This window comes from Kribbella sp. NBC_00662, from assembly GCF_041430295.1.
In the GTDB taxonomy this organism is placed as follows: Bacteria; Actinomycetota; Actinomycetes; order Propionibacteriales; family Kribbellaceae; genus Kribbella.
Genome location: NZ_CP109029.1, coordinates 5,420,301 through 5,443,342, shown reverse-complemented (window position 1 = coordinate 5,443,342; position 23,042 = coordinate 5,420,301). Strand labels below are relative to the sequence as shown.

General features: G+C 69.4%; 19 protein-coding genes, 1 pseudogene and 1 riboswitch. Of the genes and pseudogenes, 15 read left to right on the top strand and 5 right to left on the bottom strand.

The window, feature by feature from the left end:
* Positions 1-54: 54 nt before the first annotated feature.
* On the bottom strand, positions 55-834 hold the full coding sequence (locus OHA10_RS27140) for a DUF4184 family protein (protein ID WP_371401579.1): 780 nt from the start codon (positions 832-834) through the stop codon (positions 55-57).
* Between the two features lie 31 nt (positions 835-865).
* Positions 866-1,381 (bottom strand): DinB family protein, encoded by a 516-nt coding sequence (locus OHA10_RS27135; RefSeq protein WP_371401578.1) that lies wholly within the window; start codon positions 1,379-1,381, stop codon positions 866-868.
* A gap of 94 nt (positions 1,382-1,475) precedes the next feature.
* Positions 1,476-1,589, top strand: a riboswitch (SAM riboswitch).
* Between the two features lie 16 nt (positions 1,590-1,605).
* Here OHA10_RS27135 and OHA10_RS27130 point away from each other — a divergent pair.
* Positions 1,606-2,970, top strand: coding sequence for an aminotransferase class V-fold PLP-dependent enzyme (locus OHA10_RS27130; RefSeq protein WP_371401577.1), 1,365 nt, complete (start codon positions 1,606-1,608; stop codon positions 2,968-2,970).
* A 13-nt stretch (positions 2,971-2,983) separates the two neighbouring features.
* Here OHA10_RS27130 and OHA10_RS27125 read toward each other — a convergent pair whose 3' ends face one another.
* Positions 2,984-5,044, bottom strand: a complete 2,061-nt coding sequence (locus tag OHA10_RS27125) for a prolyl oligopeptidase family protein (RefSeq protein WP_371401576.1) — start codon at positions 5,042-5,044, stop codon at positions 2,984-2,986.
* Positions 5,045-5,206: 162 nt separating this feature from the next.
* Here OHA10_RS27125 and OHA10_RS27120 point away from each other — a divergent pair, with 162 nt between their 5' ends.
* Genes OHA10_RS27120 through OHA10_RS27110 form a run of 3 tightly spaced genes read left to right on the top strand, consistent with a single transcriptional unit; the run spans position 5,207 to position 8,500 of the window.
* Positions 5,207-7,096, top strand: coding sequence for a LuxR C-terminal-related transcriptional regulator (locus tag OHA10_RS27120; RefSeq protein WP_371401575.1), 1,890 nt, complete (start codon positions 5,207-5,209; stop codon positions 7,094-7,096).
* 55 nt (positions 7,097-7,151) lie between these two features.
* Positions 7,152-7,880 carry a disulfide bond formation protein DsbA gene (locus OHA10_RS27115; protein WP_371401574.1) on the top strand — a complete coding sequence of 243 codons (729 nt, stop codon included), beginning with the start codon at positions 7,152-7,154 and terminating at the stop codon, positions 7,878-7,880.
* Complete coding sequence (locus OHA10_RS27110) at positions 7,877-8,500, top strand: maleylpyruvate isomerase family mycothiol-dependent enzyme (RefSeq protein ID WP_371401573.1); 624 nt, start codon at positions 7,877-7,879, stop codon at positions 8,498-8,500. The genes OHA10_RS27115 and OHA10_RS27110 overlap by 4 nt, the downstream gene beginning before the upstream one ends.
* A gap of 74 nt (positions 8,501-8,574) precedes the next feature.
* Here OHA10_RS27110 and OHA10_RS27105 read toward each other — a convergent pair.
* A pseudogene (locus OHA10_RS27105) lies at positions 8,575-10,100 on the bottom strand (alkaline phosphatase).
* Between the two features lie 247 nt (positions 10,101-10,347).
* Here OHA10_RS27105 and OHA10_RS27100 point away from each other — a divergent pair.
* The 11 genes from OHA10_RS27100 to OHA10_RS27050 all read left to right on the top strand — a co-directional run bounded on the left by OHA10_RS27100 (position 10,348) and on the right by OHA10_RS27050 (position 22,149).
* Positions 10,348-11,910 carry an amidase family protein gene (locus OHA10_RS27100; protein WP_371401572.1) on the top strand — a complete coding sequence of 521 codons (1,563 nt, stop codon included), beginning with the start codon at positions 10,348-10,350 and terminating at the stop codon, positions 11,908-11,910.
* Positions 11,907-13,196 carry an MFS transporter gene (locus OHA10_RS27095; RefSeq protein WP_371401571.1) on the top strand — a complete coding sequence of 430 codons (1,290 nt, stop codon included), beginning with the start codon at positions 11,907-11,909 and terminating at the stop codon, positions 13,194-13,196. The genes OHA10_RS27100 and OHA10_RS27095 overlap by 4 nt, the downstream gene beginning before the upstream one ends.
* A 112-nt stretch (positions 13,197-13,308) precedes the next feature.
* Positions 13,309-14,337, top strand: a complete 1,029-nt coding sequence (locus tag OHA10_RS27090) for an ABC transporter ATP-binding protein (RefSeq protein WP_371401570.1) — start codon at positions 13,309-13,311, stop codon at positions 14,335-14,337.
* Between the two features lies 1 nt (position 14,338).
* Positions 14,339-15,955, top strand: a complete 1,617-nt coding sequence (locus OHA10_RS27085) for an ABC transporter substrate-binding protein (protein ID WP_371401569.1) — start codon at positions 14,339-14,341, stop codon at positions 15,953-15,955.
* 3 nt (positions 15,956-15,958) lie between these two features.
* The gene (locus tag OHA10_RS27080) at positions 15,959-16,903 is read left to right on the top strand and encodes an ABC transporter permease (RefSeq protein ID WP_371401568.1); all 945 of its coding nucleotides are present in this window, start codon (positions 15,959-15,961) and stop codon (positions 16,901-16,903) included.
* A complete protein-coding gene (locus OHA10_RS27075) occupies positions 16,900-17,862 on the top strand; it encodes an ABC transporter permease (RefSeq protein WP_371401567.1) in 963 nt (320 codons plus the stop codon). Before OHA10_RS27080 ends, OHA10_RS27075 begins: the two co-directional genes overlap by 4 nt.
* A 33-nt stretch (positions 17,863-17,895) precedes the next feature.
* Positions 17,896-18,876, top strand: a complete 981-nt coding sequence (locus tag OHA10_RS27070) for an ABC transporter ATP-binding protein (RefSeq protein WP_371401566.1) — start codon at positions 17,896-17,898, stop codon at positions 18,874-18,876.
* Positions 18,877-18,913: 37 nt separating this feature from the next.
* Positions 18,914-19,117, top strand: coding sequence for a hypothetical protein (locus OHA10_RS27065; protein ID WP_371401565.1), 204 nt, complete (start codon positions 18,914-18,916; stop codon positions 19,115-19,117).
* The gene (locus OHA10_RS27060) at positions 19,117-20,517 is read left to right on the top strand and encodes an amidase (RefSeq protein WP_371401564.1); all 1,401 of its coding nucleotides are present in this window, start codon (positions 19,117-19,119) and stop codon (positions 20,515-20,517) included. Before OHA10_RS27065 ends, OHA10_RS27060 begins: the two co-directional genes overlap by 1 nt.
* Positions 20,518-20,530: 13 nt before the next feature.
* Complete coding sequence (locus tag OHA10_RS27055) at positions 20,531-20,713, top strand: hypothetical protein (protein ID WP_371401563.1); 183 nt, start codon at positions 20,531-20,533, stop codon at positions 20,711-20,713.
* Positions 20,710-22,149, top strand: a complete 1,440-nt coding sequence (locus OHA10_RS27050; RefSeq protein ID WP_371401562.1) for an amidase — start codon at positions 20,710-20,712, stop codon at positions 22,147-22,149. Before OHA10_RS27055 ends, OHA10_RS27050 begins: the two co-directional genes overlap by 4 nt.
* Here the strand turns inward: OHA10_RS27050 and OHA10_RS27045 are convergent.
* A complete protein-coding gene (locus OHA10_RS27045) occupies positions 22,113-22,955 on the bottom strand; it encodes a GntR family transcriptional regulator (protein ID WP_371401561.1) in 843 nt (280 codons plus the stop codon). The genes OHA10_RS27050 and OHA10_RS27045 overlap by 37 nt on opposite strands.
* Positions 22,956-23,042 lie beyond the last annotated feature (87 nt).

Below are 23,042 nucleotides of genomic sequence, written 5' to 3'. Positions count from 1 at the left end.
TAACCCCTTGAGTCCCACGTGTCACACGCCGATCACGCTGCCCCATCCGTAGCGTCACAGCGTGACCACACGTCTCCGCAAGCGGATCAGGTGCCACACCACGACGTACCAGGCGAGCGCGGCCAGACCGCCCGAGACGAGACCCGAGAGGACCAGCCGGACCGCTGTTTCACCGCTCAGGTCGCCCTCTGCCCGGCCGACTTCGACGATGGCGCCGGTGGCGGCGAGCAAGAGCCCGCCGGCGACCACGAGGTATCTCACCCAGGGAGCGACCGGGTCACGGGGAGTGACCGACGGCGCGGTACGGCGGTACCAGCGGTAAAGCCAGATCGCCAGGACGAGACAGCCGCCGAGCGTGCTGACGTACTGAAGGATGCGGTTGACGTCCCAGGCCGGCGTCACCGTGGCACGGAAGACGCCGGGCAACTGGCGGACGAAGTAGCCGTCGCCGTGGGTGAAGGAGTCCCAGATGACGTGGGTCAGCGCACCCAGGACCGCCGACACCACGCTCCACCGGAACGGCGGGAAGCCTGTCGCGACCGGCAGCCGGGCAGCGAGCGAGGCGGGAGCCAGGGCGATGAGCGGGCGCTTGAGGACGAGATCGAACACCGCAAGCAGCAGGAGCGCCAGAAGCGGGTCCAGCCAGAACGCCGAGGTGAACTCGTGGGTGAGAGTCAGCGTGAAGTTGCCGTTGATGTACTGCGTGGCGAACCGGTAGATCGGATCGACGTACAGCAGGTCGGGAGCCACCGCCCCGGCAACCAGGGCTGATGCCACGAGAGGCCGCCGGGCCAGCGGGAGGACCGCTGCAGGGTGGGCGAGGGTGAACGGCACCCCCGCACCTTAGAAGCCCCCGAGGTCGTCGTTACGCGCCCGTGGTGCCGTCGAGTTGTTCTCGCAAGAGGTCGGCGTGACCGCAGTGCCTGCCGTACTCGCCGATCAGGTGGATGTAGATCATCCGCAGCGTCGACTCGGTCCCGCCGAACGTGAACCGGTCGTCGAGCGAGTGGTCGGCCGCGGCCTCGTCGGACAGCTTCCACTCTGCGATCAGACCCTCGTACGCCGTCTGCGCGTCGGCCGGATCGATCAGCTCGAAGTCCGCGTCCTTGCCGAGCTCGGGCGCGAACAGCGGCTCGGCCGGCGTCTCGGCGAAGTGGATGCGGAACCAGATCCGCTCGACCTTGGTCAGATGCCGGATCAGGCCGAGCAGCGACAGGTTGGACGGCGGCGACGGCCGTTCCGCGAGTTGCGAGGCCGTCAGTCCGGCGCACTTGAACAGCAGCGTGGTGCGGTAGAAGTCCAGATAACCCTTCAGCAATTCGCGTTCAGGTGCGGTCAGCGAACCGTCCGGTCGCTCGACCGCGGGTGCTCTCCAGGTCATCGGTATCCTCGTCGTCTCGCGATGTGTTCGCCGATCTCATTAAATGAGATAGCCACTGGCGGCGTCCGTGGCCGGTTCGTTACCGTACTCGGCAGGTCATGAGTGTCAGCGACAAGCCCCGGCTAGCTGGCCGGCAACCCTCCTCCGCGGTGGGGTGCCCCGGGTGAAGACCAGGCCGTGCGGATACCCCGCTCGGCAAGTGCGGACTTCCTGGGAGCAGCAGCATGTCGATCCTCTCCATCCTCGAGCCTGCCAGTACGACGACGGCGCGGCCGACGGTCGCCCGGCTGGTCACCGGCAGCATCCCCGCCACGGTCGGTTCGGACCTGCTGGTCCCGCTGGCCGACGGCCGGGTCACCGACTACGCGAACTTCGACCACGGTGCGAGCGCGCCGTGCCTGGAGTCCGTCCGGGCCAGCGTGGAGGCGGCGCTGCCGTCGTACGCGTCGGTGCACCGCGGCAACGGGTACGCCTCACGCATCACCACCCAGTGGTACGAGCGGGCACGTGAAGAGGTGCACGCCTTCGTCGGCGCACGCTCCGACGACCAGGTGATCTTCACCCGGCAGACCACCGACGCGCTCAACCTGCTCGCCCGCGCGGTGCCGGCGGACGCGACCGTCATCGTCTTCGAGTCCGAGCACCACGCTGCCCTGCTCCCCTGGCCGGCCGAGCGGACTGTCCGCCTCACCGCGCCGTCCAGTTCCACAGAAGCCATCAAGAAGGTTGCCGACGCACTCCGCGAGGCTCCCGAAGGCCCGCGGCTCGTCGTGATCACCGGCGCCTCGAACGTCACCGGCGAGATCTTCCCGATCGCGGAGATCGCCAACGTGGCCAAGGCCCACGGCGCACGGGTCTGTCTCGACGCGGCGCAGCTGGCGCCGCATCGTCCGGTCGACATCTCCACCCTGGATGTCGACTGGGTCGCGCTGTCCGGTCACAAGCTCTACGCGCCGTACGGCGCCGGCGCCCTGATCGGCCGCTCCGACTGGCTCGACGCCGCAGATCCTTACCTGTACGGCGGTGGCGCGACGCACGCGGTCACCGGCGACACCGTGGTGTGGACGACCGGCCCGGCGCGGCACGAGGGCGGCTCCCCCAACGTCATCGGAGCCATCGCTCTCGCCAGTGCCTGCGCGGCGATCAGCAAGCACCGCGACGCGATCGAGCAGCACGAGCGCAGCCTGCTGGCCCGCCTACGGACCGGGCTCGCCCAGATCGACGGCGTCACGACGTACTCGATCTTCGGCGAGGACGCGGACCGGGTCGGCACCGTGTGCTTCACCATTGCCGGTCTGACCTCGACACTCGTCTCCGCCGCACTGAGTGCGGAGTACGGCGTCGGCGTACGCGACGGCAAGTTCTGCGCGCACCCGCTCGTCGGCCATCTCCTCGCCGACTCCCCCGAGCACGGTACGGCGGTCCGCGCCAGTCTCGGCCTCGGGACGACCCGCGAGCACGTGGACCGCCTCGTCAACGCAGTACGCACGCTGGCCACCAGTGGTCCGCGGGCGGAGTACGCGGAGACCGCGCACGGCTGTCAGCCGTCCGACGATCCCCGCGACCTCCAAGCTCCGCGCATTTGGTAATGCAGCAGCACTCCTACTGCTCAGGAGTTACGAGACCTACGTGGTGAGCAGCGAACGCCAGTAGGTCCGCCCATTCGGCCGCGATCATCGCTGCAGGTTTGCCGAAGCCATGGCCGGTGTTGACCTCCACCCGAGTCAAGACGGGCTGCGGACCGGCCTGGGCATGCTGCAGCGCTGCCATGAACTTGTGACTGTGCAACGGAACCACCCGGTCGTCGTGATCACCTGTGACCACGAGCGTCGCCGGGTACGACGTGCCGTCGCTGACACGATGCAAGGGCGAGTAAGCCAACAGGTCCTCGAACTGGTCCGGGTCGTCGGGCAGACCGAAGTCGGACGCCCACGCCGCGCCCACGGTGAACTTGTGGAAGCGCAGCATGTCCAGCACCCCGACTCCGGGCAGTGCGACCGCGAACAGGTCCGGCCGCTGCGTCATGACCGCTCCGACCAGCAGTCCGCCGTTGCTGCGACCGTGGATGGCCAGCTGCGCCGGAGTGGTGACGCCGGTGTCACGCAGGTGCTCGCCGACGGCAATGAAGTCGTCGAAGACGTTCTGCTTGTTCTTCAACCGCCCGGCGTCGTGCCACTCGGTCCCGTACTCACCGCCGCCGCGCAGGTTGGCGATGACCAACACTCCCCCGGCCGCCAGCCACGCCGGCCACCCCGGCCGGTAGTCGGCCTGGATCGGGATGCGGAATCCGCCGTACCCCCACATCAGCGTCGGACGCGGTGCCGAGAAGTCGAGGTCCGACCGGGTGATCAAGAAGTACGGCACATCGCGGCCCGGAGCGACCCGGCGGGTCACGGTCACCTTCGGCGGCGTGAAACCGCCCGAGCCGCGGACCAGTTCCGGCAGTGCTCGTACGGCGCCGGAGCCGGTCGAGACGACGTACGACAGCGTTGGGTCGATTGTCGTCGACAGTCCGATGAACAGCTCGTCGTACTCCGGTCCGGCGTGCAGGTCGACCACGCCACCACCGGGTACGTCGACCACGCGCTGGCCCGAGCCGTCCAGGCCATAGAGCGTCAGTACAGGCTGCGCGTCGACAAGGGTCAGTGTGGCCAGGCCGTCCGCCGTACCGCGGACTGCTTGCAATGTCGCCTCGCCCTCCGGGATGAGGTCGGTGAACTCACCGTCCAGCGACGACAACACCACACGGCCACGAGACGCGTCACGGTCGGTCCGCAGTACGAGCTGGTCGCCTGACATCCGTACGAACGCGATCTCGTCGGCGAACGAGTCCACCACCTTCACGGGGTCGCCCAGGCCGTCCGAGGTGACCGGGTAGACCCACAGGCGGGTGGCCGGATCGGTCCCCTCGGTGATGTGGACGACGAGATACCGATCGTCCTCCGACATCTCCGGTGCGATGAAGATCTGGTCCTCGCCCGGGAAGCTCAGCACCAGCTCGTCCTGGGACTGCGGTGTGCCGACCCTGTGCAGCGTCAGGCGCCCACCGGTCAGCGACTTCGTCTCGGTTCCTTCACTCCGCCCGCTCGTCGGGTAGTGCAGATACAGGTACGCCGAGCTGTCCGGCAACCAGACTGCCTCGCAGAACTTGGCCTCCGACACCACGTCGTCCACCTGCGTACCGGTGGCGATGTCGAGCAGCCGAAACGTCGTCCAGTCGCTGCCGCTCTCGTTGATGCCATACGCGAAGTACTTCCCGTCCGGGCTGACCGTGAACGTGCCGAGCGAGTCGGTGCCGTCCTCGGACAGGGTGTTCGGGTCGATCAGGACACGGCCGCCGGACAGCAGTTCGTCGAGCGACTCGGCGACGTAGATGACGTCCTGCGCCTGCGTGCCGTCGTTGCGGCCGACGAAGTACCAGCCGGACTTCTTGGCGGGCACGCCGGCGCGTGGGCGGGCGAGGATCGCGGACATCGTGGTCTGGAACCACTCGCGCTCCGGATAACCGGAGAGCTCAGCCTGGGTGAACTCGTTCTGCCGGCGGACCCAGTCCTGGGTGTCCGGCGAGTCAGGATCTTCGAGCCAGCGATACGGGTCGGCGATCTCGCGCCCGTGCAATGTCTCGACCACATCGTCGCGGCGGCTCTCGGGATAACTGGTCACGGGGCCTCCCGGCCTGGACTGAGGAGCGGAGGGAGCGAAGCGACCGGAGCGACGAGGGAAGGCCGGGAGCAACAGCCCCGTGACCCGCCGCGCCGGAGGCGTGGCATCAACAGAGTCATGACGCCAAACCTAACCGAGCAGAGAAGCTGTCACACTGCGATCGTGACCAACGATGCCGTGGCGGGCCGCGTGCTGAGTGCGGCCGCGGTGGCCGGGGAGCGGGTGCGCCTCGACGTGCTCGCGCGCGTGGTCGACGAGTCGGCCGGTGAGGTCCTGGTTGCGGTTGATGCCTTGGTTCGAAGCGGCGCGCTCGTCGTCGCGCCCGATGCGGGTGAGGCCTGGTTCGCCGATGAGACCGCGCGGCGGGACGCCGAAGACCGGTTGCCGCTGGCGGATCGGGCCGAGCTGCACCGGCGTACCGCTGAGGTGCTGGAAGCGGACCACGGAGCCGACTCGGCGGAGATCGTGCGGCACTGGCTGGGTGCGGTGGCGGCGACGGCGGGTCGACTCGAACGGTCACGCCGGCAGCTCCGCCTCGCGATGGCGTGTGTGCGAGCGGGTGACCTCGCGACCGCACATGCAACTACCCAGTCGATCGTCATGACAGCTCGCACCGAGCAGTCTGCGGAGCTGCTCGCGGAGGCAGCGGTTGTACTCGAGCCGATCGGCCAGTCCGTCTGGGATGGCGACATCTACCAGTGGTGTACCGAGGCGCTGGCCGCATCCGGCTTGCCACCGCGGACAAGCGTCCGCCTGCTCGCCCGGCAGGCGCAGGCGGCCAGCTACCTCGGACGCTGGCGTGAGGCCCTTGCCGCGAGCAGTGAGGCGCTCGAGCAGGCGGAGTCCATCGGTGACTCGGACCTGCTCGCCGAGGCGCTCACCGCTCGTCAGCTGGCCACGAGCGGGCCCGATGACGTCGAAGAGCTGACCGCCGCCGCGGAGCGGATGATCCAGCTCGGGACCACCACCGGTGTCGCGGCCACCGAGCTCCGGGGCCGCCTGTGGCGAGTCGACGCGCTCTGGTACGGCGGAGACCTCAGCGCGATCGCAGCCGAGATCGGCCGGATCGCGAGCTGCGCCGGCCGCGCCGGAGGTCCTAACGGACGTTGGCACGTACTGATCACCAGAGCGTCGCTCGCACTGGCCCGTGCCGAGTTCGACGACGCAGAGGCCCTGCTCGACGACGCCCTGGCCGAGTTCCGCCGGATCGGTCATCCCGCGGCCCACGGCGCCGAGGTTGCGTTCCGGATGCTGCTGGGCCACCACCGCGGCCACGCGGACGCCTTGCTCGGGACAGCAGCCTGGCAGTTCGGCACCGATGTTCGCTGGGACCTCTCCGCCCGCCTCGCCCGCGCGTTCGTCCTTGTCGACGCGAACCGTCTGGATGAGGCCGCTGCCCTGTACCAGCGTTGCGGCCGGCCGGAGACGTGGCACGGCTGGCGTGCCGCCGAGTTACTGGTCAGCGCGATCGCGGCGCGGGTGGCGGCAGCCGTCGGCGCCACCGACGACGTACGTCGGTTCCGGGCCCGGCTCGAACCGCAGCGCGGCAGGTACGTCGTGGGCGGCGCCGGCGCGACCAACTTCCTCGGACCGGTCGAGCTGGCGCTCGGCATCTGCGCCGCCTCTCTTGGTGAGTGGGACGCGGCCGCCGAAGACCTCCGGACAGCCTGCGCCCGGAGCCGCACGATCGGAGCGCCCGGCTTCGCGGTCGAGTCCGCATGCCTGCTGGCGGAGACGTACGAGCGGTCCGGTGACCGATCGCAGGCCCGCGCCGTAGCCGGGGAGACCCTCACACTGGCGCGCACCTTGGGAATGACTCCCTGGACGCACCGGCTGGAGCAGTTGGCGACTCCCGACGACCCGTTGAGCCCACGCGAGCAGGAGGTCGCAAGGCTTGTCGCCGACGGCCTGAGCAACCGGGCGATCGCCGCAGCCCTGGTCATCTCCGAGCGGACCGCCCAGAACCACGTTCAGCATGTGCTCACCAAACTGGGCTTCGCCAGCCGCGCCCAGGTCGCAGCCTGGGTAGCCGGCCGGCGCCGCGCTGAGTAGCAAGGTGAGCAATTCGCACGATGTGCCTAGGGCGCAAACAGCACAGGCTCATGCCATGGACGATGACCTCAAACTGTGGGATCGGGTCGCCACGGACTACCTGGGCCTCAGGCCCGCCGACGGCTTGCTGCAACGCACCGAGGCGGCCCGCACAACCAGCGTCACCCCGGGCGTCGATCTGTACGTCGATCCCGTCTGCCCGTACACCTGGCTGGTCGCGTGCTGGCTCCGCGAAGTCGCCGAGCGCCGAGATCTCCACGTCCGCTACCACGTGATGAGCCTGCGCATGCTCAACGAGGGCCGTTCGATCGACGAGGGCTACCGCCGCAGCATCGCCGGGTCAGGCGGACCGTCACGTGTCGCGACCGCAGTGGTCGCGCACCACGGCCCAGACGCCTTCCGTGCTTGGCACAGTGCCTTCGGCGACCGCATCTTCGACCACTGGCGCTATCCGACAGCAACGGAGTACCACGCCGCGTCGATCGAGGCACTCGTCGCCGCGGGCCTCCCGACATCGCTCGCCGACGCGGCCGACAACACGCAGTACGACGACGCGCTGCGCCGGAGCCACAACGAGGGAACCGTGCCGGTCGGACCGGACAGCGGAACGCCGGTCGTCCATGTCGACGGCGTCGCGTTCTTCGGTCCGGTCCTCAACGCAGTCCCCCGCGGTGATCAAGCGCTCCGGCTGTTCGACGGCCTCCGCCTGGTTGCCGGATGCACCGACTTCTACGAGCTCAAACGCACCCGCACAGCACCACCGGACCTAGGGACGGGGTCATGACCGACGACGAACTCTGGACCGCGATCGACGCCCAACGCATGCGTACGACGGACTTCCTCGAAACCCTCGACCCGACGGACTGGGCCCGCCGCTCGCTCTGCGACGGCTGGACCGTGCGCGACGTCGCCGCCCATCTCACCCAGCAGCAGATGACGATCGGCGACGTACTTCGCACCGTGCTGCGTCATCCGGGCAACCTCAACCACATGATCCAGGCCTCGGTCCGCGAGCGCTCGGCGCAACCGACCGAGCAGCTGATCGCCGGCATCCGGGCCATGGTCGGCTCACGCCGGCACAACATCGGCGTCACGCCGCTGGAGACCCTGATCGACATCGTCGTCCATGGCCAGGACATCGCCGTACCGCTCGGTCGCTCGCTCCCGGTCCCGGTGGAGGTCGCCGCCACGGCAGCCGATCGCGTTTGGAGCTACCGCGCGACCAGAAGCGGCCGGCGCAAGGCGAAGGTGTTCAAACCGGTGCCGTACGACGGATTCCGCCTGGTCGCCACTGACACGGACTGGAGCGTCGGCGAGGGCACCGAGCTCCGCGGCCCGGTGCTCGCGATCCTCCTGCTGCTCACCGGGCGAGATGTCGTGCTGCCGCAGCTGACGAGGGCATAAGCGTCGTACTCACCCGCTCCGGTGGGCGGCATCCCGCACAGGCGCCGGAGCCGGGTGAGTACGACGGGACCCACTCAGTGGTGGGCCGGGGTGAGGTCCTTGGTCCAGAGCACGTCGCCGAACAGGTTGCGCAGCGAGACGGTGAACACACCGGTCCGCGGGTCGATCCTGGTGTACCCGAAGAACTGGTTTCCACCCGCCGGCGACTGGCTCGGGAAGTCGGCCGCCTTCGAGAACACCACCTCCGGGCCGAAGGTGCTGTCCAGCGCGTTCGGACCGAACGTACCGGCATTGATCGGGCCGGCCACGATCTCCCAGAACGGGTCGAAGTCGGTGAACGCCGCGCGGGACGGGTCGTAATGGTGCGCCGCCGCGTAGTGCACGTCCGCGGTCAGCCAGACCGCGTTCCGCACCTTGTGCTCTTGAACTGGCTCAGCACCCAGGCGATCTCGTGCTCGCGACCGCCGGGAGCGCCCGGCAGACCGTTCGCGACCGCCTCGATCAGGTCGCCGTCCGGCACCAGCAGGCCGAGCGGCATGTCGCTGGCGATCACCTTCCAGGTCGCCCGCGACGCCGCGACCTCGCGCACCAGCCAGGCAGCCTGCTCGGCGCCGAGCATCGCGACCGGCCCGACCGTCGACGGCACCGGGTTCGCGCCGCGGTACGTGCGCATGTCCAGGCAGAACACATCGAGCAGCGGACCGTAGCTCACCTTGCGGTAGATCCGGTCACGCCCGGACACGTGCTCCATCGGCAGGTACTCGAGGAACGCCTTCTTCGCCCGCGCCGCGAGCACGTCGACACGCTTCTCGGTGTACCGGTCGTCGGTGAGGATCTCGCCCGGGTACCAGTTGTTCAGCGTCTCGTGGTCGTCCCACTGCGCGACCAGCGGCACGTCGGCGTACAGCGAGCGGACGTTGGAGTCCATCAAGTTGTACTTGTACCGGCCGCGGTACTCGGCCAGGGTCTCGGCGACCTTCGAGACCTCCTCGGTCACGACGTTCTTCCAGATGGTGCCGTCGGCAACCTTCAGCTCGGCCGCCAGCGGGCCGTCGGCGTAGATGTTGTCGCCGGAGTGCAGGAAGAAGTCCGGCCGGGTCTCGTGCATCGCCTTGTACGCGATCATCCCGCCGAGCTCAGGGTTGATGCCGTATCCCTGGCCCGCGGTGTCGCCGGTGAACACGAACGAGACCGGGCGGTTACGGCCCGGCGTGGTGAACGAGCCGTCCAGCGTCTGGCCGATCCGGCCGCTCGCGTCCTCGAAGCCGAGGCGGTAGTCGTAGCGCTGGCCCGGTCGCAGACCGCGCAGCGGCAGCCGTGCGGTGAAGTCGTCGTCGGCCGAGGTCTTCGGGCCACGAAGGTGGATCGCCTTGTCGAAACGGCCGTGGCTCGTCAGCTGGACGACGAGCCGGCCGGGCCGGTCGGTCTTCGACCAGACGACGGCCGACGACGGCGTCACGTCGGCACTGGCGATCCCCGACGGCAACGTTGGCCGGTCGCGGCGGACAAGGTTCGGCGCGCCGGAAGCCACCCCGGGTAGGGCGAGGGTGGCTCCGGCAACCGTGGATGCGGCCAAGAGCTGGCGGCGGCTCAGTTTCATGACCCGAAGGTGCTCTGCGGGGATGACCGCCAGGTGACACCGGCGCGAACTGGGCGCCAACTTGCCCGATCCCCGGCGCAGCCCCGGCGGAGTACTCGCGTTGCCGGCTCGGAGCTGCCGCATCCGCCCAGGTCAGCGCCCGGTTGCCGGTACGCCGAACCCGCTTAACACGGTGCGAACGCGACTGGGCGCACGACGTAACCCGGCCTGGCGACCGTCGATCCATCAAACGATCGAGGAGGCTGCCATGTACCGAGTTCCCGATCTTCCCGAGTTGCAAGCCGCCGCCGAGCGGTTCGGCGTCGCCCTCGGCACCGAGGAGGCGGCGGTCCTGCGCCGGCACCTGGGCCGGATGCTGGCCGAGTTCGACGACTTCGTCCAGAGCCGTACCCCCGAGGTCCGGCCGCCGCGGTTCCCCGGCGCCCGCGAACCCGGGTACCGGCCCGGAGCGGACGAGGACCCACACAACGCCTGGACCTGGAAGTGTTCCGTGGCCGGCACCAGCGAAGGCATCCTGACCGGCCGGACCGTCAGCTACAAGGACCACATCGCCGTGGCCGGGATGCCGATGGCGTTCGGTGCGCACGTGCTGTCCGGCCACGTGCCCGACTTCGACGCGACCGTCGTACAGCGTGCGCTGGAGGCGGGTGCCACGGTCGTCGGCAAGAACGTGATGAACGGGCTGGCCGGCGGTTTCGGCTTCGGCGGCGGTGTCGGCGACTACGGCCGGCCGCTGAACCCGCACAACCCGCAGTACCTGACCGGTGGGTCGTCGTCGGGCTCCGCGGCGGCACTGGTCGACGGCGAGGTGGACATCTCGTTCGGCGGCGACCAGGGCGGTTCGATCCGGATCCCGGCGTCGTGGTCGGGCACCGTCGGGCACAAGCCGACGTTCGGTCTGGTGTCGCACTTCGGCATCGGGTTCGGCTCCGACCAGAGCATCGACTACACCGGGCCGATGACGATGTCGGTCCGCGACGCTGCCCTCGCCCTCGAGGCCGTCGCCGGGTACGACGGTCTGGACCCGCGGCAGACGCGCGAGGTCCCGGACCGGTACGACGCGACGACCGGGCTGACCGACGACATCGCGGGACTGCGGATCGGCGTACTGCGGGAGGGTTTCGACGGCGCGACCGAAGCCGTCACCGACTCGGTCCAGCAGGCGATCGAGGTGTTCGAGAAGCTCGGCGCGACCGTCAGCGAGGTGTCGGTCCCGGAGCACCTGAGCATCGGTACCGCCCAGCAGGCGATGTCGGCCGAGGCAGCACTGGCGGTCCGGGGCGCCGGGTTCTACGGCGCCTTCACCCGGACCTACTACCCCGAGGACACGATCGCGGCCATCACCAGGGCATGGCAGCACGGGCAGGAGCTGCTCGATCCGCGTGGTCTGCTCACCTTGCTCACCGGCGAGTTCAGCCGGCGGTACTGGGCCGGACGCCTCTATGCGAAGGCGCAGAACGTCCGCCCCACGTTCATCGCGGCGTACGACCGGGTGCTCGCCGATGTCGACGTACTCGTGATGCCGACGACGGTCACCCAGGCGCCGAAGTTCGAGCCGATCGACGACCCGCTCGTCGCACTGGATTCCGCGATGCGCAGTCCGGTGTCGCAGAGCGCGGTCGCGAACACCCGGCCGTTCAACTTCACCGGGCACCCGGCGCTCGCCGTACCGTGCGAGAAGCGCGACGGTCTGCCGGTGAGCATCCAGCTGGTCGGGCGGATGTTCGACGACGCGCTGCTGCTCCGCGCCGCCCAGGCGTTCTCCGCAGCCGTCCCGTTCGCGGAATGGCTCGCGGTCGACGCCGGATGAGACGCCTGCCGATGTTCCGCTCCTTGCAGGTCCGGAACTACCGGAACTTCTTCTGGGGTGGGACGGTCAGCAACATCGGCGTCTGGATGCAACGCACCGCCCAGGCGTGGGCCGTCGTCGTGCTCAGCCACGGCGACGGCCTGGCCCTCGGCGTCGCGACGTTCCTGCAGTTCTTCCCGACCGTCCTGCTCGGCCTCGCGACCGGCGCGCTGGTGGACCGGGTCGACAAGATCCGCCTGCTGATCGTGACTCAGGGTCTGGTCGGCCTCGGCAGCGTGCTGATGGCGATCCTGGACGGCCTCGGAATCCTCACCCTGGCACAGGTCTGGGTCCTGGCCGCCGCGATGGGAGTCGTCACCGCGTTCGACGTGCCGGCCCGGCAGGCCGTGGTATCCGAGCTCGTCGGTCCGGACCGGGTCGTCAACGCGATCGGTCTCAACTCCGCCTCGTTCAACGTCGCCCGCCTGGTCGGTCCGGCGCTGGCGGGCCTGCTGATCGGGGTTGCCGGTACGCCGCTGATCTTCGCGCTGCACGCGGCCAGCTCGGCCGGCATCCTGATCGCGCTGGCCCGGATCGACCGATCCGAACTACGCGCTGCCCCGCGGGTCCCGGCCGGTCGCGGCGAACTCGGCGCGGGTCTGCGGCAGGTCGCCGGCGACCCGGTGCTCGGCGCCTTGATCGTCCTGGCCGGGGTGATCGGCATCGTCGGCGCGAACAGCCTGCAGGTCGTGCTGCCGCTGGTTGCGACCGAGGTCTTCGGCGTCGGCGCGCTCGGCTTCGGGCTCGTCACCTCGTGCCTGGCGATCGGCGGTCTGACCGGAGCGTTGCTGGCGGCATCGACCAGCGGAGTACCGAAGTACCGCTGGGTCCTCGGCGCGGCGGCCGCACTCGGCGGCAGCCTGGTGATCGCATCGCTGATGCCGGTGCTGGTCGGCTTCGGTATGGCCCTGGTGTGCTGCGGCGCGATGTTCATGTCCTTCGCCGTGCTGGCGAACACGTCCGTCCAGCTCACGGCCGAGCCGGCGCTGCGTGGCCGGGTGATGGCGGTCTACCTGACGTCCTTCCTCGGCGGTGGCGCACTCGGCGGTCCGCTCCTCGGGCTGCTGGCCGAGCAGGTCGGGCCGATGCACGCGATCACCCTGGCCGGCGCGTTCGGGCTGCTCGCCGCGGCGGCCGGGACCGTGGCACTGACCGCCGTACGACGCCGTTCGGGAATACCCATGAATGACCCCGCGACAATTCCTGCAATCGTTTACGAGCGAGATACCGAAATGGTCGATCGCTGAAACATAGCAGTCATATCTTCGATGCTGGAAACCCTTCTACAACAGGGCTTTCACCCCCCTATCGCCTCCGCTGAAAAACCCCTCCGGAGAATCCCCTGGAAGGAATTTGACAATGTCGATGACCATTGAGGCCCGGGACACCGGGAAAACAACACCGGCGATCGCACCGGCACTCCGGGTGCGGAACCTCGTCACCGAGTTCCGCGGCCGGTACGGCGCGGTCCGCGCGGTCGACGAGGTGTCGTTCACCGTGCCGCGCGGCGACGTGCTGGCCGTGATCGGCGAGTCCGGCTCCGGCAAGAGCGCGATGCTGCGCTCGATCATCGGGATCAACCCGCCGACCACCCTCGTCACCGGGGAGATCTCGGTCGGCGGGCGGGACCTGCAGACGATGTCACCCCGCGACCGCCGCACCGCCCGCGGCAGCGACGTGTCGATGGTCTTCCAGGACCCCCTGACCGCCCTCGACCCGGTGTACACCGTCGAGAAGCAACTGGTCGAGGCGATCCGCAAGCACCACAACGGATTGGACCGGTCGCAAGCGAGGCAGCGGGCACTCGAACTGCTCGAGCTGGTCCGGATCCCGTCCGCGGCGGCCCGGCTGAAGGCCTACCCGTCCGAGCTGAGTGGTGGCATGAGGCAACGAGTCGTGATCGCGATGGCGATCGCCGGCCGGCCGACCGTGCTGCTCGCGGACGAGCCGACGACCGCGCTCGACGTCACCGTGCAGGCGCGGATGATGCGGCTGTTCCGGCAGATCCAGCGCGACATCGACATGGGTCTGGTGATCGTCACCCACGACCTCGGCGTCGCGGCGGAGCTCGCCGACGACGTGGCGGTGATGTACGCGGGCCGGTTCGTCGAGTACGGGACCGCCACCCAGGTCCTCACCCAGCCGTCACACCCGTATACCGAGGGACTGATCGAGGCGAACGTGCGGGCCGGCCAGGACCGCCGGCCGAACGCGATCCCCGGCGCGCCGCCGAGCCTCGACCAGCTGCCGCCCGGATGTGCCTTCGCGCCACGCTGCCGGTACGCCGTCAGCGCCTGCTGGGACGACCGTCCGGCGGCCCGGGCCGTAGGTGACCGGCACTCGAGCAGCTGCCTGCTGGTCCACGGTGAGACCGCGCTGGCGTCCTGACATGCCCCCCGTCCGCCCTCTCACCTCACTGCGCTACGCCCTGCTGGCGTTGTTGCTCGTGCTCGCCGGCTGTACGGCGGCGGCCGCGAGCGGGCCGCCGCCGTCCGGCGGCGAGCTCCGGATCGCCATGTCCGCGGGCAACATCCCGTTCCCGTCCACCCCGCCGAACGAGGGGTACGAGGGATACCGCTTCGTCGGCAACAACATCTACGACGGTCTCACCCGCCTGAACCTGGATCAGTCCAAGACACTGCCGACACCACAGCCGTCCCTGGCCCAATCGTGGACCACCTCCAAGGACCTGCGCACGTGGACGTTCACGCTGCGCCAGGGCGTGCGCTTCCACGACGGCACCACCTTCGACGCGGACGCGGTGATCTTCCAGTTCGACCGCCTGCGGACGAAGACCTCGCCGTACTACGACGCCCGGTCCGCCGCGAGTGCGGCAGCGGCGTTCCGGTACTTCAAGTCCTGGCGGAAGCTGGACGACCGGACCGTCCAGATCACCACCACACAGCCGTACGCCTGGCTGCTGTGGGACCTGGCCGGCATCTTCTTCCCGAGTCCGGCAGTGGTGAAGAAGTACGGCAACGACAACTACAACCAGCACGCCTCCGGCACCGGCCCGTTCCGGATGACGAAGTACGTCGACGGCGAGGAGATGGAGCTGACCCGCAACGACGACTACTGGCGTGGCCGGGTGAAGCTGGGCCGGATCGTGCTGTACCCGCAGCCCGAGCCGGCGTCACGGTTGTCGATGCTGCAGTCCGGTGAGGTCGACTGGGCCGAGGTGCCCTCCCCCGACTCGGTGCAGCAGTTGCGGAAGGAGGGCTACCAGATCGAGATGGGCAAGTACCCGCACGGGATCATGCCGCGGTTCAACCTGTTCCGTGCTCCGTTCAAGGGCAATCTCGCGCTGCGACAGGCCCTCAACTACGCCCTCGACCGGCAGGGCACCGCCGCCCTGCTGAACAACGTCGGCTACCCCGCTTCGGAGTACGTGTACGACGGCAACCCGTCGTACACCAAGCAGACCCAGGGTTACAGCTACGACGTGGAGAAGGCGAAGAAGCTGCTCGCCGAGGCCGGCTATCGACCTGGTCAGTTGACGATCACCATGGCCTATCCGACCGGCGGCTCCGGGAACATGTACCCGGACACCATGATGCAGAAGCTGCAGGCGGACTTCGCCGCGATCGGGGTGACCACGATCCTGCGGCCGCTGGAGTGGAACACGATCATCTCGATCGGACTCGACGGCCTGAACGCCCAGCAGTGGAAGGACATCGACATCCTCTGGGCCTCGCCCGCGGCCGGGATGATGCCGACCGGCTTCAGCGCCACCTTCTTCTGCAACCGTCCCGGCGGGCTGCCGAACGCGACCGGACTGTGCGACCCGAAGATCGACGCGGCACTCGGCGCGGCGAGTCAGCAGGCCGACGTGGCCTCGCAGTACCGGTATCTCCAGCAAATGATGGACGTCGCGCTGAAGAACGCCTATTTCCTGTTCTGGATGCACGACCTCAACCTGCGCGTGCTCAGTCCGAAGGTGCACGGCTACGTCCAGCCCCAGTCCTGGTGGGTGGACTTCACCCAGGTCACGGTCGAGGAGGACTGACCCATGCTGCGTGTTGCGGTACTCCGGATCGGAATGGCGATCCCGATCCTGTTCGGTGTCTCGGTGATCGTGTTCCTGCTGATGAACGTACTGCCCGGTTCGGCCGAGGCGTCGCTGGTCAGCGATGACATGTCGGCGGCCGAGCGGCAGGCGATCCGCGACGAACTCGGGCTCGACGACCCGCTGCCGCTACGGTATCTGCACTGGCTCGGGGACGCCCTCCAGGGCAACCTCGGCTACTCCGTCCAGCGGCGCCGGGACGTGGCCGACCTGCTCGTCCAGGCCTGGGGCAACACAGCCGTCCTCGCGGTCGTGTCCGCGGTGTTCGGCATCAGCCTCGGCCTCTGGCTCGGGTACGTCGCCGGCACCCGCCGGGGCTCGCTGATCGACCGGGTGACCGGCGTACTGAGCCTGTCCGGGCTGAGCATCCCGTCGTTCTTCCTGGCGATCATCCTGCTGGCTGTCTTCGCCGGCTGGCTGAGACTGCTGCCGTCGGGCGGTGCGAACCTGGACTCCGGGCTACTGACCGCGTTGCGAAGTCTGGTGCTTCCGGTGCTGTCCGGATCACTCGTCACGCTCGCGATCACGGCGCGGGTCACCAGAGCGAGCATCGTCGACGTCGCCGGTGCGGACTTCGTGGAGACGCTGCGGGCCAAGGGGCTGAGTGAGTCCGAGGTGCGCCGGCACATCCTGCGGAACGCGATCTCGCCGGTGCTGACCACCTCCGGCGTCCAGATCGGCGCGCTGCTCGGCGGCTCGGTGCTGGTCGAGACGATCTTCCGATGGCCCGGGATGGGCCTGCTGGTGTTCACCGCGATCTCGGCCCGCGACCTGCTCGTGGTGCAGGGCGCCACGCTGGTCATCGCGGTCACCTTCGTACTGCTGAACCTGGTCGTCGATCTTCTGCAGGCCTGGATCGACCCACGGGTGAGAGGAGCGGTCGCATGAGCGACGTCGTGGTTCCGACCCTGCTGGACAAGAACTTCGGCGCGGGTACGACGGCCGCCGACCGGGCCGAGGCGGAGCGCCGCCGGGACGAGTGGATCGCGGCCCGGACCAGTGAGCGGCCCCGCTCGTTCTGGCAGGCGACGCTGCGCCGGTTCGTCACGAACAGGGTGGGTGTGGTTGCCGCCGGCATCGTCGCGCTGCTGGTCCTCGGCGCGATCTTCGCACCGCTGCTGACGACCGCCGACCCGTTGATCGGCAGGCCGCTGGACCGCCTGCAGAACCTCGGCTCCCCGGGCCACCTGCTCGGCACCGACGAGCAGGGCCGCGACATGCTCGCCCGGGTCCTGTACGGCGGCCGGTTGTCGCTGCTCGCCGGGTTCGTGCCGACGCTCGGCGCGGCCCTGATCGGGACGGCGATCGGCGTCACCTCGGGCATCGTCCGCGGTGCGGTCGGGACGGTGCTGATGCGGGCGATGGACATGCTCTACGCGTTCCCGGCGATCCTGCTGGCGATCGCGGTCGGCGCTTCGCTCGGTCCCGGGCTGACCAACACGATCATCGCGGTGACGATCGTCTTCGTGCCGCCGGTGGCCCGGGTGGCCGAGTCCGCGACCCGCCGGATCGTCGTCCAGGAGTTCGTCGAGGCGGCCAGGCTCAGCGGTGCGAGCACACTGCGGGTCGCCCGGACCCAGGTGCTGCCCAACGTGCTGAACGACGTCATCGTCTACGCCTCCGGGCTGGTCGGCGTAGCGATGATCATCGCCGCCAGCCTGAGCTTCCTCGGCCTCGGATCGGCGCCGCCGGCGCCGGAATGGGGCTACATGCTCAACAGCCTCCGCGGCATGGTCAGCGTCGCACCCCTGGTCGCGATCGTGCCCGGCTTCTTCATCTTCCTCACCTCGGTGGCCTTCAACCTGGCCAGCGACGCGCTGCGGGAAGCCATGGACAGCCGGCTCTGACTCCATTCCCGAAGCCCCGAAAGGAGGAGCACCATGACGGAGTTGCTCGAACTGATCGACGTCTCGAAGACCTTCCAGGTCCGCTCCGGCGGCCACCGCGCCACCCTGTCCGCGGTCGACCACGTCTCGCTCGCGGTCCGGCCAGGTACGACGCTCGGCATCGTCGGCGAGTCCGGCTGCGGAAAGTCCACGCTGGCCCGGGTGATCGTCGGGCTGCATCTGGCCGACGACGGCGAGATGGTCTTCGACGGCAAACAGGTGCTGACCGGCAAACGCCGTACGCCGGGCGAGCTCAAACAGATGCAGATGGTGTTCCAGGATCCGTCGTCGGCGCTGAATCCGCGGGCCACGATCAGCGAGTCGATCGGGTTCCCGCTCCAGGTGCAGGGCGAGTCCAAGGCGGTGATCGCCGAACGGGTCGCCACAGTGATGCGGGACGTCGGGCTGCCGGCGGCGTACGCGTCGAGGTATCCGCATCAACTGAGTGGTGGCCAACGGCAACGGGTCAACATCGCCCGGGCGCTCGCGCTGCAACCGAAGCTGGTCGTCCTCGACGAGGCGGTCTCGGCGCTGGACAAGTCGATCCAGGCCCAGGTACTGAACCTGCTCAGCGACCTGCAGGCCGAGTACGGCCTGACGTACGTGTTCATCAGCCACGACCTGAACGTGGTGCGCTACCTCAGCGACGACGTCGCCGTGATGTACCTCGGACAGGTGGTCGAGCAGGGCAGCGCGCGGGAGGTGTACGACGCACCCAAGCACCCGTACACCCAGCTGCTGCTGTCCTCCGTGCCGACCCTCGACCCGGCCGGGAGCACCCGCGACGAGCCGGTCGACACGTCCGACAGCACCGAGATCCCGAGCCCGATCGATCCGCCGAGCGGCTGCCGGTTCCGCACCCGCTGCCCGTTCGCGACCGACATCTGCGCAGAGGTCAAGCCACTGCCGATCGAGGTCGCGGAGGGCCGAACCGTCGCCTGCCACCTCTACCCCGGACCCTCGCCCGCCCCGTGAGAAGCCAACCACCACCTCGCCCCGTAGGAGGCTGACCGTGCCCGAACCTACCGACATCGTCCCGGCGCTGCTCACCGCCGCGCAGCTGACCGTTTCCGACACCGAGCTCGCCACCTTCGTCCGTGATTACCCGCTGATCCGGCAGGGCGCGGACGCGCTCTACCTGCTGGACCTCGGCGCCGCCGAGCCCGCGAGCAGATTCGACCCACTGGACTTCTACCCGACCGGAAAGGACGCCTGATGCTCCCAGTCACGATCAAGGACGCCGCGGCCGCGCTGCGCGACGGCAGCCTCACCTCGACCGCTCTGACGCAGCAGATCCTCGACAAGGCGACCACCCTGAACCCCGTCCTCGGCGCGTACGTCGAGATCACCGCCGAGGCCGCGCTCGAGCAGGCCGCCGCCGCGGACGCCGCCCTGGCCGCCGGCGATGACACCGGACCGCTGCAGGGCATCCCGCTCGCGATCAAGGACATCATCGCGCTCGAAGGCGCGCCCACCACCGCCAACAGCCGCGTGCTCGCCCCGGACTGGAACGGCGGCCTCGACGCACCGGTCGTGAGCCGGCTGCGGGACGCCGGCGCGGTGTTCGTCGGCAAGTCGACCACCAGCGAGTTCGCCATCGGGTTGCCGGACGCAACCAAGGGCTTCCCGGTGCCGCACAACCCGTGGAACGTCGAGCACACCCCGGCCGGGTCGAGCTCCGGCACCGGCATCGCGGTCGCTGCCGGGCTCGCGCTCGGCGGTCTGGGGACCGACACCGGCGGATCGGTGCGCAGCCCGGCCGCGGTCAACGGTCACACCGGGCTGAAGGTCACGTTCGGCCGGGTCCCGAAGAGCGGCGTCGTGCCGCTCGGCTTCAGCCTGGACAGCATCGGCCCGATGGCCAGGAGCGCGTGGGACTGCGCCGCCCTCCTGGAGGTGATGGCCGGGTACGACCCCACTGACCCGAACTCCGCGCACCAGCCGGTACCGCCGTACACCGAGCTTCTGGACGGATCCGTCGACGGGCTGCGGATCGCCCTGCCGATGCCGTACTTCTTCGACCACGAGCAGCTCGATCCCGAGGTGCACGACGCCGTACTCGGAGCGGTCAAGCAGCTCGTCGGGCTCGGTGCGTCCTCGTCCGAGGTGGAGCTCGCCCACGCCGCCGAGGCCAAGGACGCGAACCACATCATCCTGGTCGCCGAGGCGTTCGCGTACCACCGCAACAACCTGGTGAACCGCTGGACCGACTACGGCGAGCACACCCGCCCGACGCTGGCCCGGGGCGCCTTCTACAGCGCCGGTGACGTCGCACAGGCCGAGCGCTTCCGGCGGTACTTCGCTCGCCAGGTCGCCGCACTTCTCGACGAGTACGACGTCATCGTCACCCCGTCGGCGCCCACGCCGGCCGAGCGGGCCGCGGAGCTGACTCCGAGCAAGCGCCTGCAGGTCCCCAGCTTCACCGGTCACTGGAACCTGACCGGCCTGCCGGCGGTCGCCGTACCGGTCGGCTTCTCGACCAGTGGACTGCCGCTGTCGATGCAGATCGTCGGCAAGCCGTTCGCCGAAGGCACCGTGCTGAAGGTCGCCGACGCGCTGCAGCGGGTCAGCGACTGGCACGTCGCCGTACCGACCGTGAACGCGCTCGCCGCGTGAGAAGGAGAGATTGATGAGCACTGAGTCCGAAGCCATGACCACCGTTCTCGCCCTGGCCGGCGTGGAGCCCGACGAGGCAGAGCTGGCGCCGATGGCAGCAGCTTTCGCCATCGCCCGCGAGAACGCTGCCCTGGTGCACGCCGTCACCGCCGCCCGCTACGAAGAACCGGGCCTGAGCTTCTCCGCCCGGCCATGACCGCCCGGACGATCTCGGCCGCCCTGGCCGCGTTGCGCTCGGGCGAAGTCACCGCGACAGCCCTGCTCGACGAGGCGATCGCCGCGGCGGACGCCCACGATGATGCCCTCGGCATCTACCTCACCAGGTTCGACGACCCGGCGCGGGAGGCGGCGGGCGCAGCCGACGCGGTCTACGCGGCCGGCGACCCGGCCGGGCCGCTGCTCGGGATCCCGCTCGGGATCAAGGACATCATCACCAGCGTCGAGGGACCGACCACCGCGCAGAGCCTCGTTCACGACGCGTCCTGGGGCGGTCAGGCAGACGCGCCGGTGGTCGCCCGGCTGCGGGCCGCGGGCGGCATCATCGCCGGGAAGACGACGACGATGGAGTTCGCCACCGGTGTCCCGGACCCGTCGAAGCCGTTCCCGATCCCGCGCAACCCCTGGAACCCGGACCACTGGACCGGCGGCTCGAGTTCGGGCACCGGGAACGGGGTTGCGACCGGCGCGATGCTCGGCGGGCTGGGCACCGACACCGGCGGCAGCATCCGGATCCCCGCCGCGTTCTGCGGCATCTCCGGGATCAAGGCCAGCTTCGGGCGGGTGCCGAAGTCCGGGTGCGTGCCACTCGGCTACAGCCTCGACAACATCGGCCCGATGGCCCGCTCGGCGCGCGACTGCGCGATCATGCTCGCCGTTCTGGCCGGGTACGACGCGAGCGATCCGTCGGCGGCGGACGAGCCGGTGCCGGATTACGAGGCCGCGCTGACCGGTGACCTCACCGACCTGCGGATCGGCATCGACACGCTTGCGGAATACCGTCGCGCCGACCAGGATCCACGACTGGGCGAGCTGCTCGACGCGGCTCTCGGCGTACTCACGGCTCGTGGGGCGACCGTCGTACCCGTGCAGCTGCCGTACTACCGCGAGCTGACCGCGGCCACCGGGATCACGTCCCGCAGCGAGGCGTTCGCCTACCACGCGCCCGACCTGCGGACGCGGTGGCCGGACTACTTCGCCGCGACCCGGCAGGGCGTCGGCGTCGCCCCGGCGTACTCGGGCGCCGACTACGTGCAGGCCCAACGGGTACGCCGACTCGGCCAGCGGGAGCTTGCGGGCCTGTTCGGCACGGTCGATCTGATCGTCACGCCGACCGCGAGTGTGGAGGCGTTCACCGTCGACGGGCTCGGGGAGATGACCGAGCGATTCCGGGCGATGCACACGTCGTACTGGAACGCGGTCGGCAACCCCGCGCTGTCGGTCCCGATGGGATTCGGCGCCAACGGGCTGCCGTTGGGGTTGCAGATCGTCGGACGGCCCTTCGACGAAGCCACCGTGCTACGAGCCGGCGACGCCTACCAGCAGGAGACCGACTGGCATCTACGCGAGCCTGCTCAGGAGGCTGCTCAGGAGGCTGCTCAGGAGGCAACTGAGCGCTCGGTGGTTCCGGTCTGAGGGAAGCTCGGGGACGGCCGCTCGGCCGTCCCCGACCGGCCGGCCGGTCCGTGCATCACGGTCGCGAATTGCAGGCGGTCCGAGCGAGCGTGGGACACGCTGTACTCGAGCGGGCGGCCGTCGAGGGCCCTGACCACCCGGCTGGTGTCCAGCAGCGCGAACCCCACGTCGACCTGCAGTGAGCCGGCGCTGATCGGATCGGCCATCGAAGAGCCGATCTGCAGCTCGGTGTCGCCGACCGGCTCATTGATGACATCGGCGATCAACTCGTACGGCGACCGGTTCAGGCTCGCGACCGGCCCGCGCAGCAGCACGGCGAACGGGTCGGCCGGCATGAATGCCGACCGAATACTGAGCGGATATCCGTCCAGTGAGGTGATCGACTCCAGGATCACCACGTCGGCGCCGGTGCCGAGCTCGAGCCGCTCGGCGATGAAGGCCGGCGCCGGGTGCAGGCTGGCGTAGGTGGTCCGGATCGCCACCCGGGTCCCGTCCGCGTTCACGTCCTGGGCGAGATCACGGGATACCTCGATCCCGTGCTGCAACGCGCTCGGGGTCAGCGCGAACGTCCCTGCGCCGCGCACCCGCTCGACCAGGTGCTGCTCGGCGAGGATCGCCAGCACGTCACGGATGATGCCGCGGCTGACGCCGTACTTGCGGATCAGGGCATCCTCGGCCGGTAGCGGCGACTCGGCCCAGTCGCCGCTGATCAGCTCGGTCCTCAGCAGGTCGCAGACCCATTGCACGGTGCGCGAGCGACCGGGACCGCGCCGCGAGTGCCGACCCTGAGCGGAAGGGTGTGTCAACGGATCTCCTCCGACTCGCCGGAGCGTGAGATTCTGGTCACGGTAACTGCCGCCCGGCGGGTGCACCAAGCGATATCTCGATTCGTG

Bases quoted from the DNA above. Each gene is read 5' to 3' on its own strand.
- OHA10_RS27080 (WP_371401568.1), top strand. From the start codon at position 15,959: ATGCTGCGTGTTGCGGTACTCCGGATCGGAATGGCGATCCCGATCCTG.
- OHA10_RS27135 (WP_371401578.1), bottom strand. From the start codon at position 1,381: ATGACCTGGAGAGCACCCGCGGTCGAGCGACCGGACGGTTCGCTGACC.
- OHA10_RS27075 (WP_371401567.1), top strand. From the start codon at position 16,900: ATGAGCGACGTCGTGGTTCCGACCCTGCTGGACAAGAACTTCGGCGCG.
- OHA10_RS27110 (WP_371401573.1), top strand. From the start codon at position 7,877: ATGACCGACGACGAACTCTGGACCGCGATCGACGCCCAACGCATGCGT.
- OHA10_RS27115 (WP_371401574.1), top strand. From the start codon at position 7,152: ATGGACGATGACCTCAAACTGTGGGATCGGGTCGCCACGGACTACCTG.
- OHA10_RS27085 (WP_371401569.1), top strand. From the start codon at position 14,339: ATGCCCCCCGTCCGCCCTCTCACCTCACTGCGCTACGCCCTGCTGGCG.
- OHA10_RS27095 (WP_371401571.1), top strand. From the start codon at position 11,907: ATGAGACGCCTGCCGATGTTCCGCTCCTTGCAGGTCCGGAACTACCGG.
- OHA10_RS27130 (WP_371401577.1), top strand. From the start codon at position 1,606: ATGTCGATCCTCTCCATCCTCGAGCCTGCCAGTACGACGACGGCGCGG.
- OHA10_RS27060 (WP_371401564.1), top strand. From the start codon at position 19,117: ATGCTCCCAGTCACGATCAAGGACGCCGCGGCCGCGCTGCGCGACGGC.
- OHA10_RS27090 (WP_371401570.1), top strand. From the start codon at position 13,309: ATGTCGATGACCATTGAGGCCCGGGACACCGGGAAAACAACACCGGCG.
- OHA10_RS27050 (WP_371401562.1), top strand. From the start codon at position 20,710: ATGACCGCCCGGACGATCTCGGCCGCCCTGGCCGCGTTGCGCTCGGGC.
- OHA10_RS27055 (WP_371401563.1), top strand. From the start codon at position 20,531: ATGAGCACTGAGTCCGAAGCCATGACCACCGTTCTCGCCCTGGCCGGC.
- OHA10_RS27100 (WP_371401572.1), top strand. From the start codon at position 10,348: ATGTACCGAGTTCCCGATCTTCCCGAGTTGCAAGCCGCCGCCGAGCGG.
- OHA10_RS27070 (WP_371401566.1), top strand. From the start codon at position 17,896: ATGACGGAGTTGCTCGAACTGATCGACGTCTCGAAGACCTTCCAGGTC.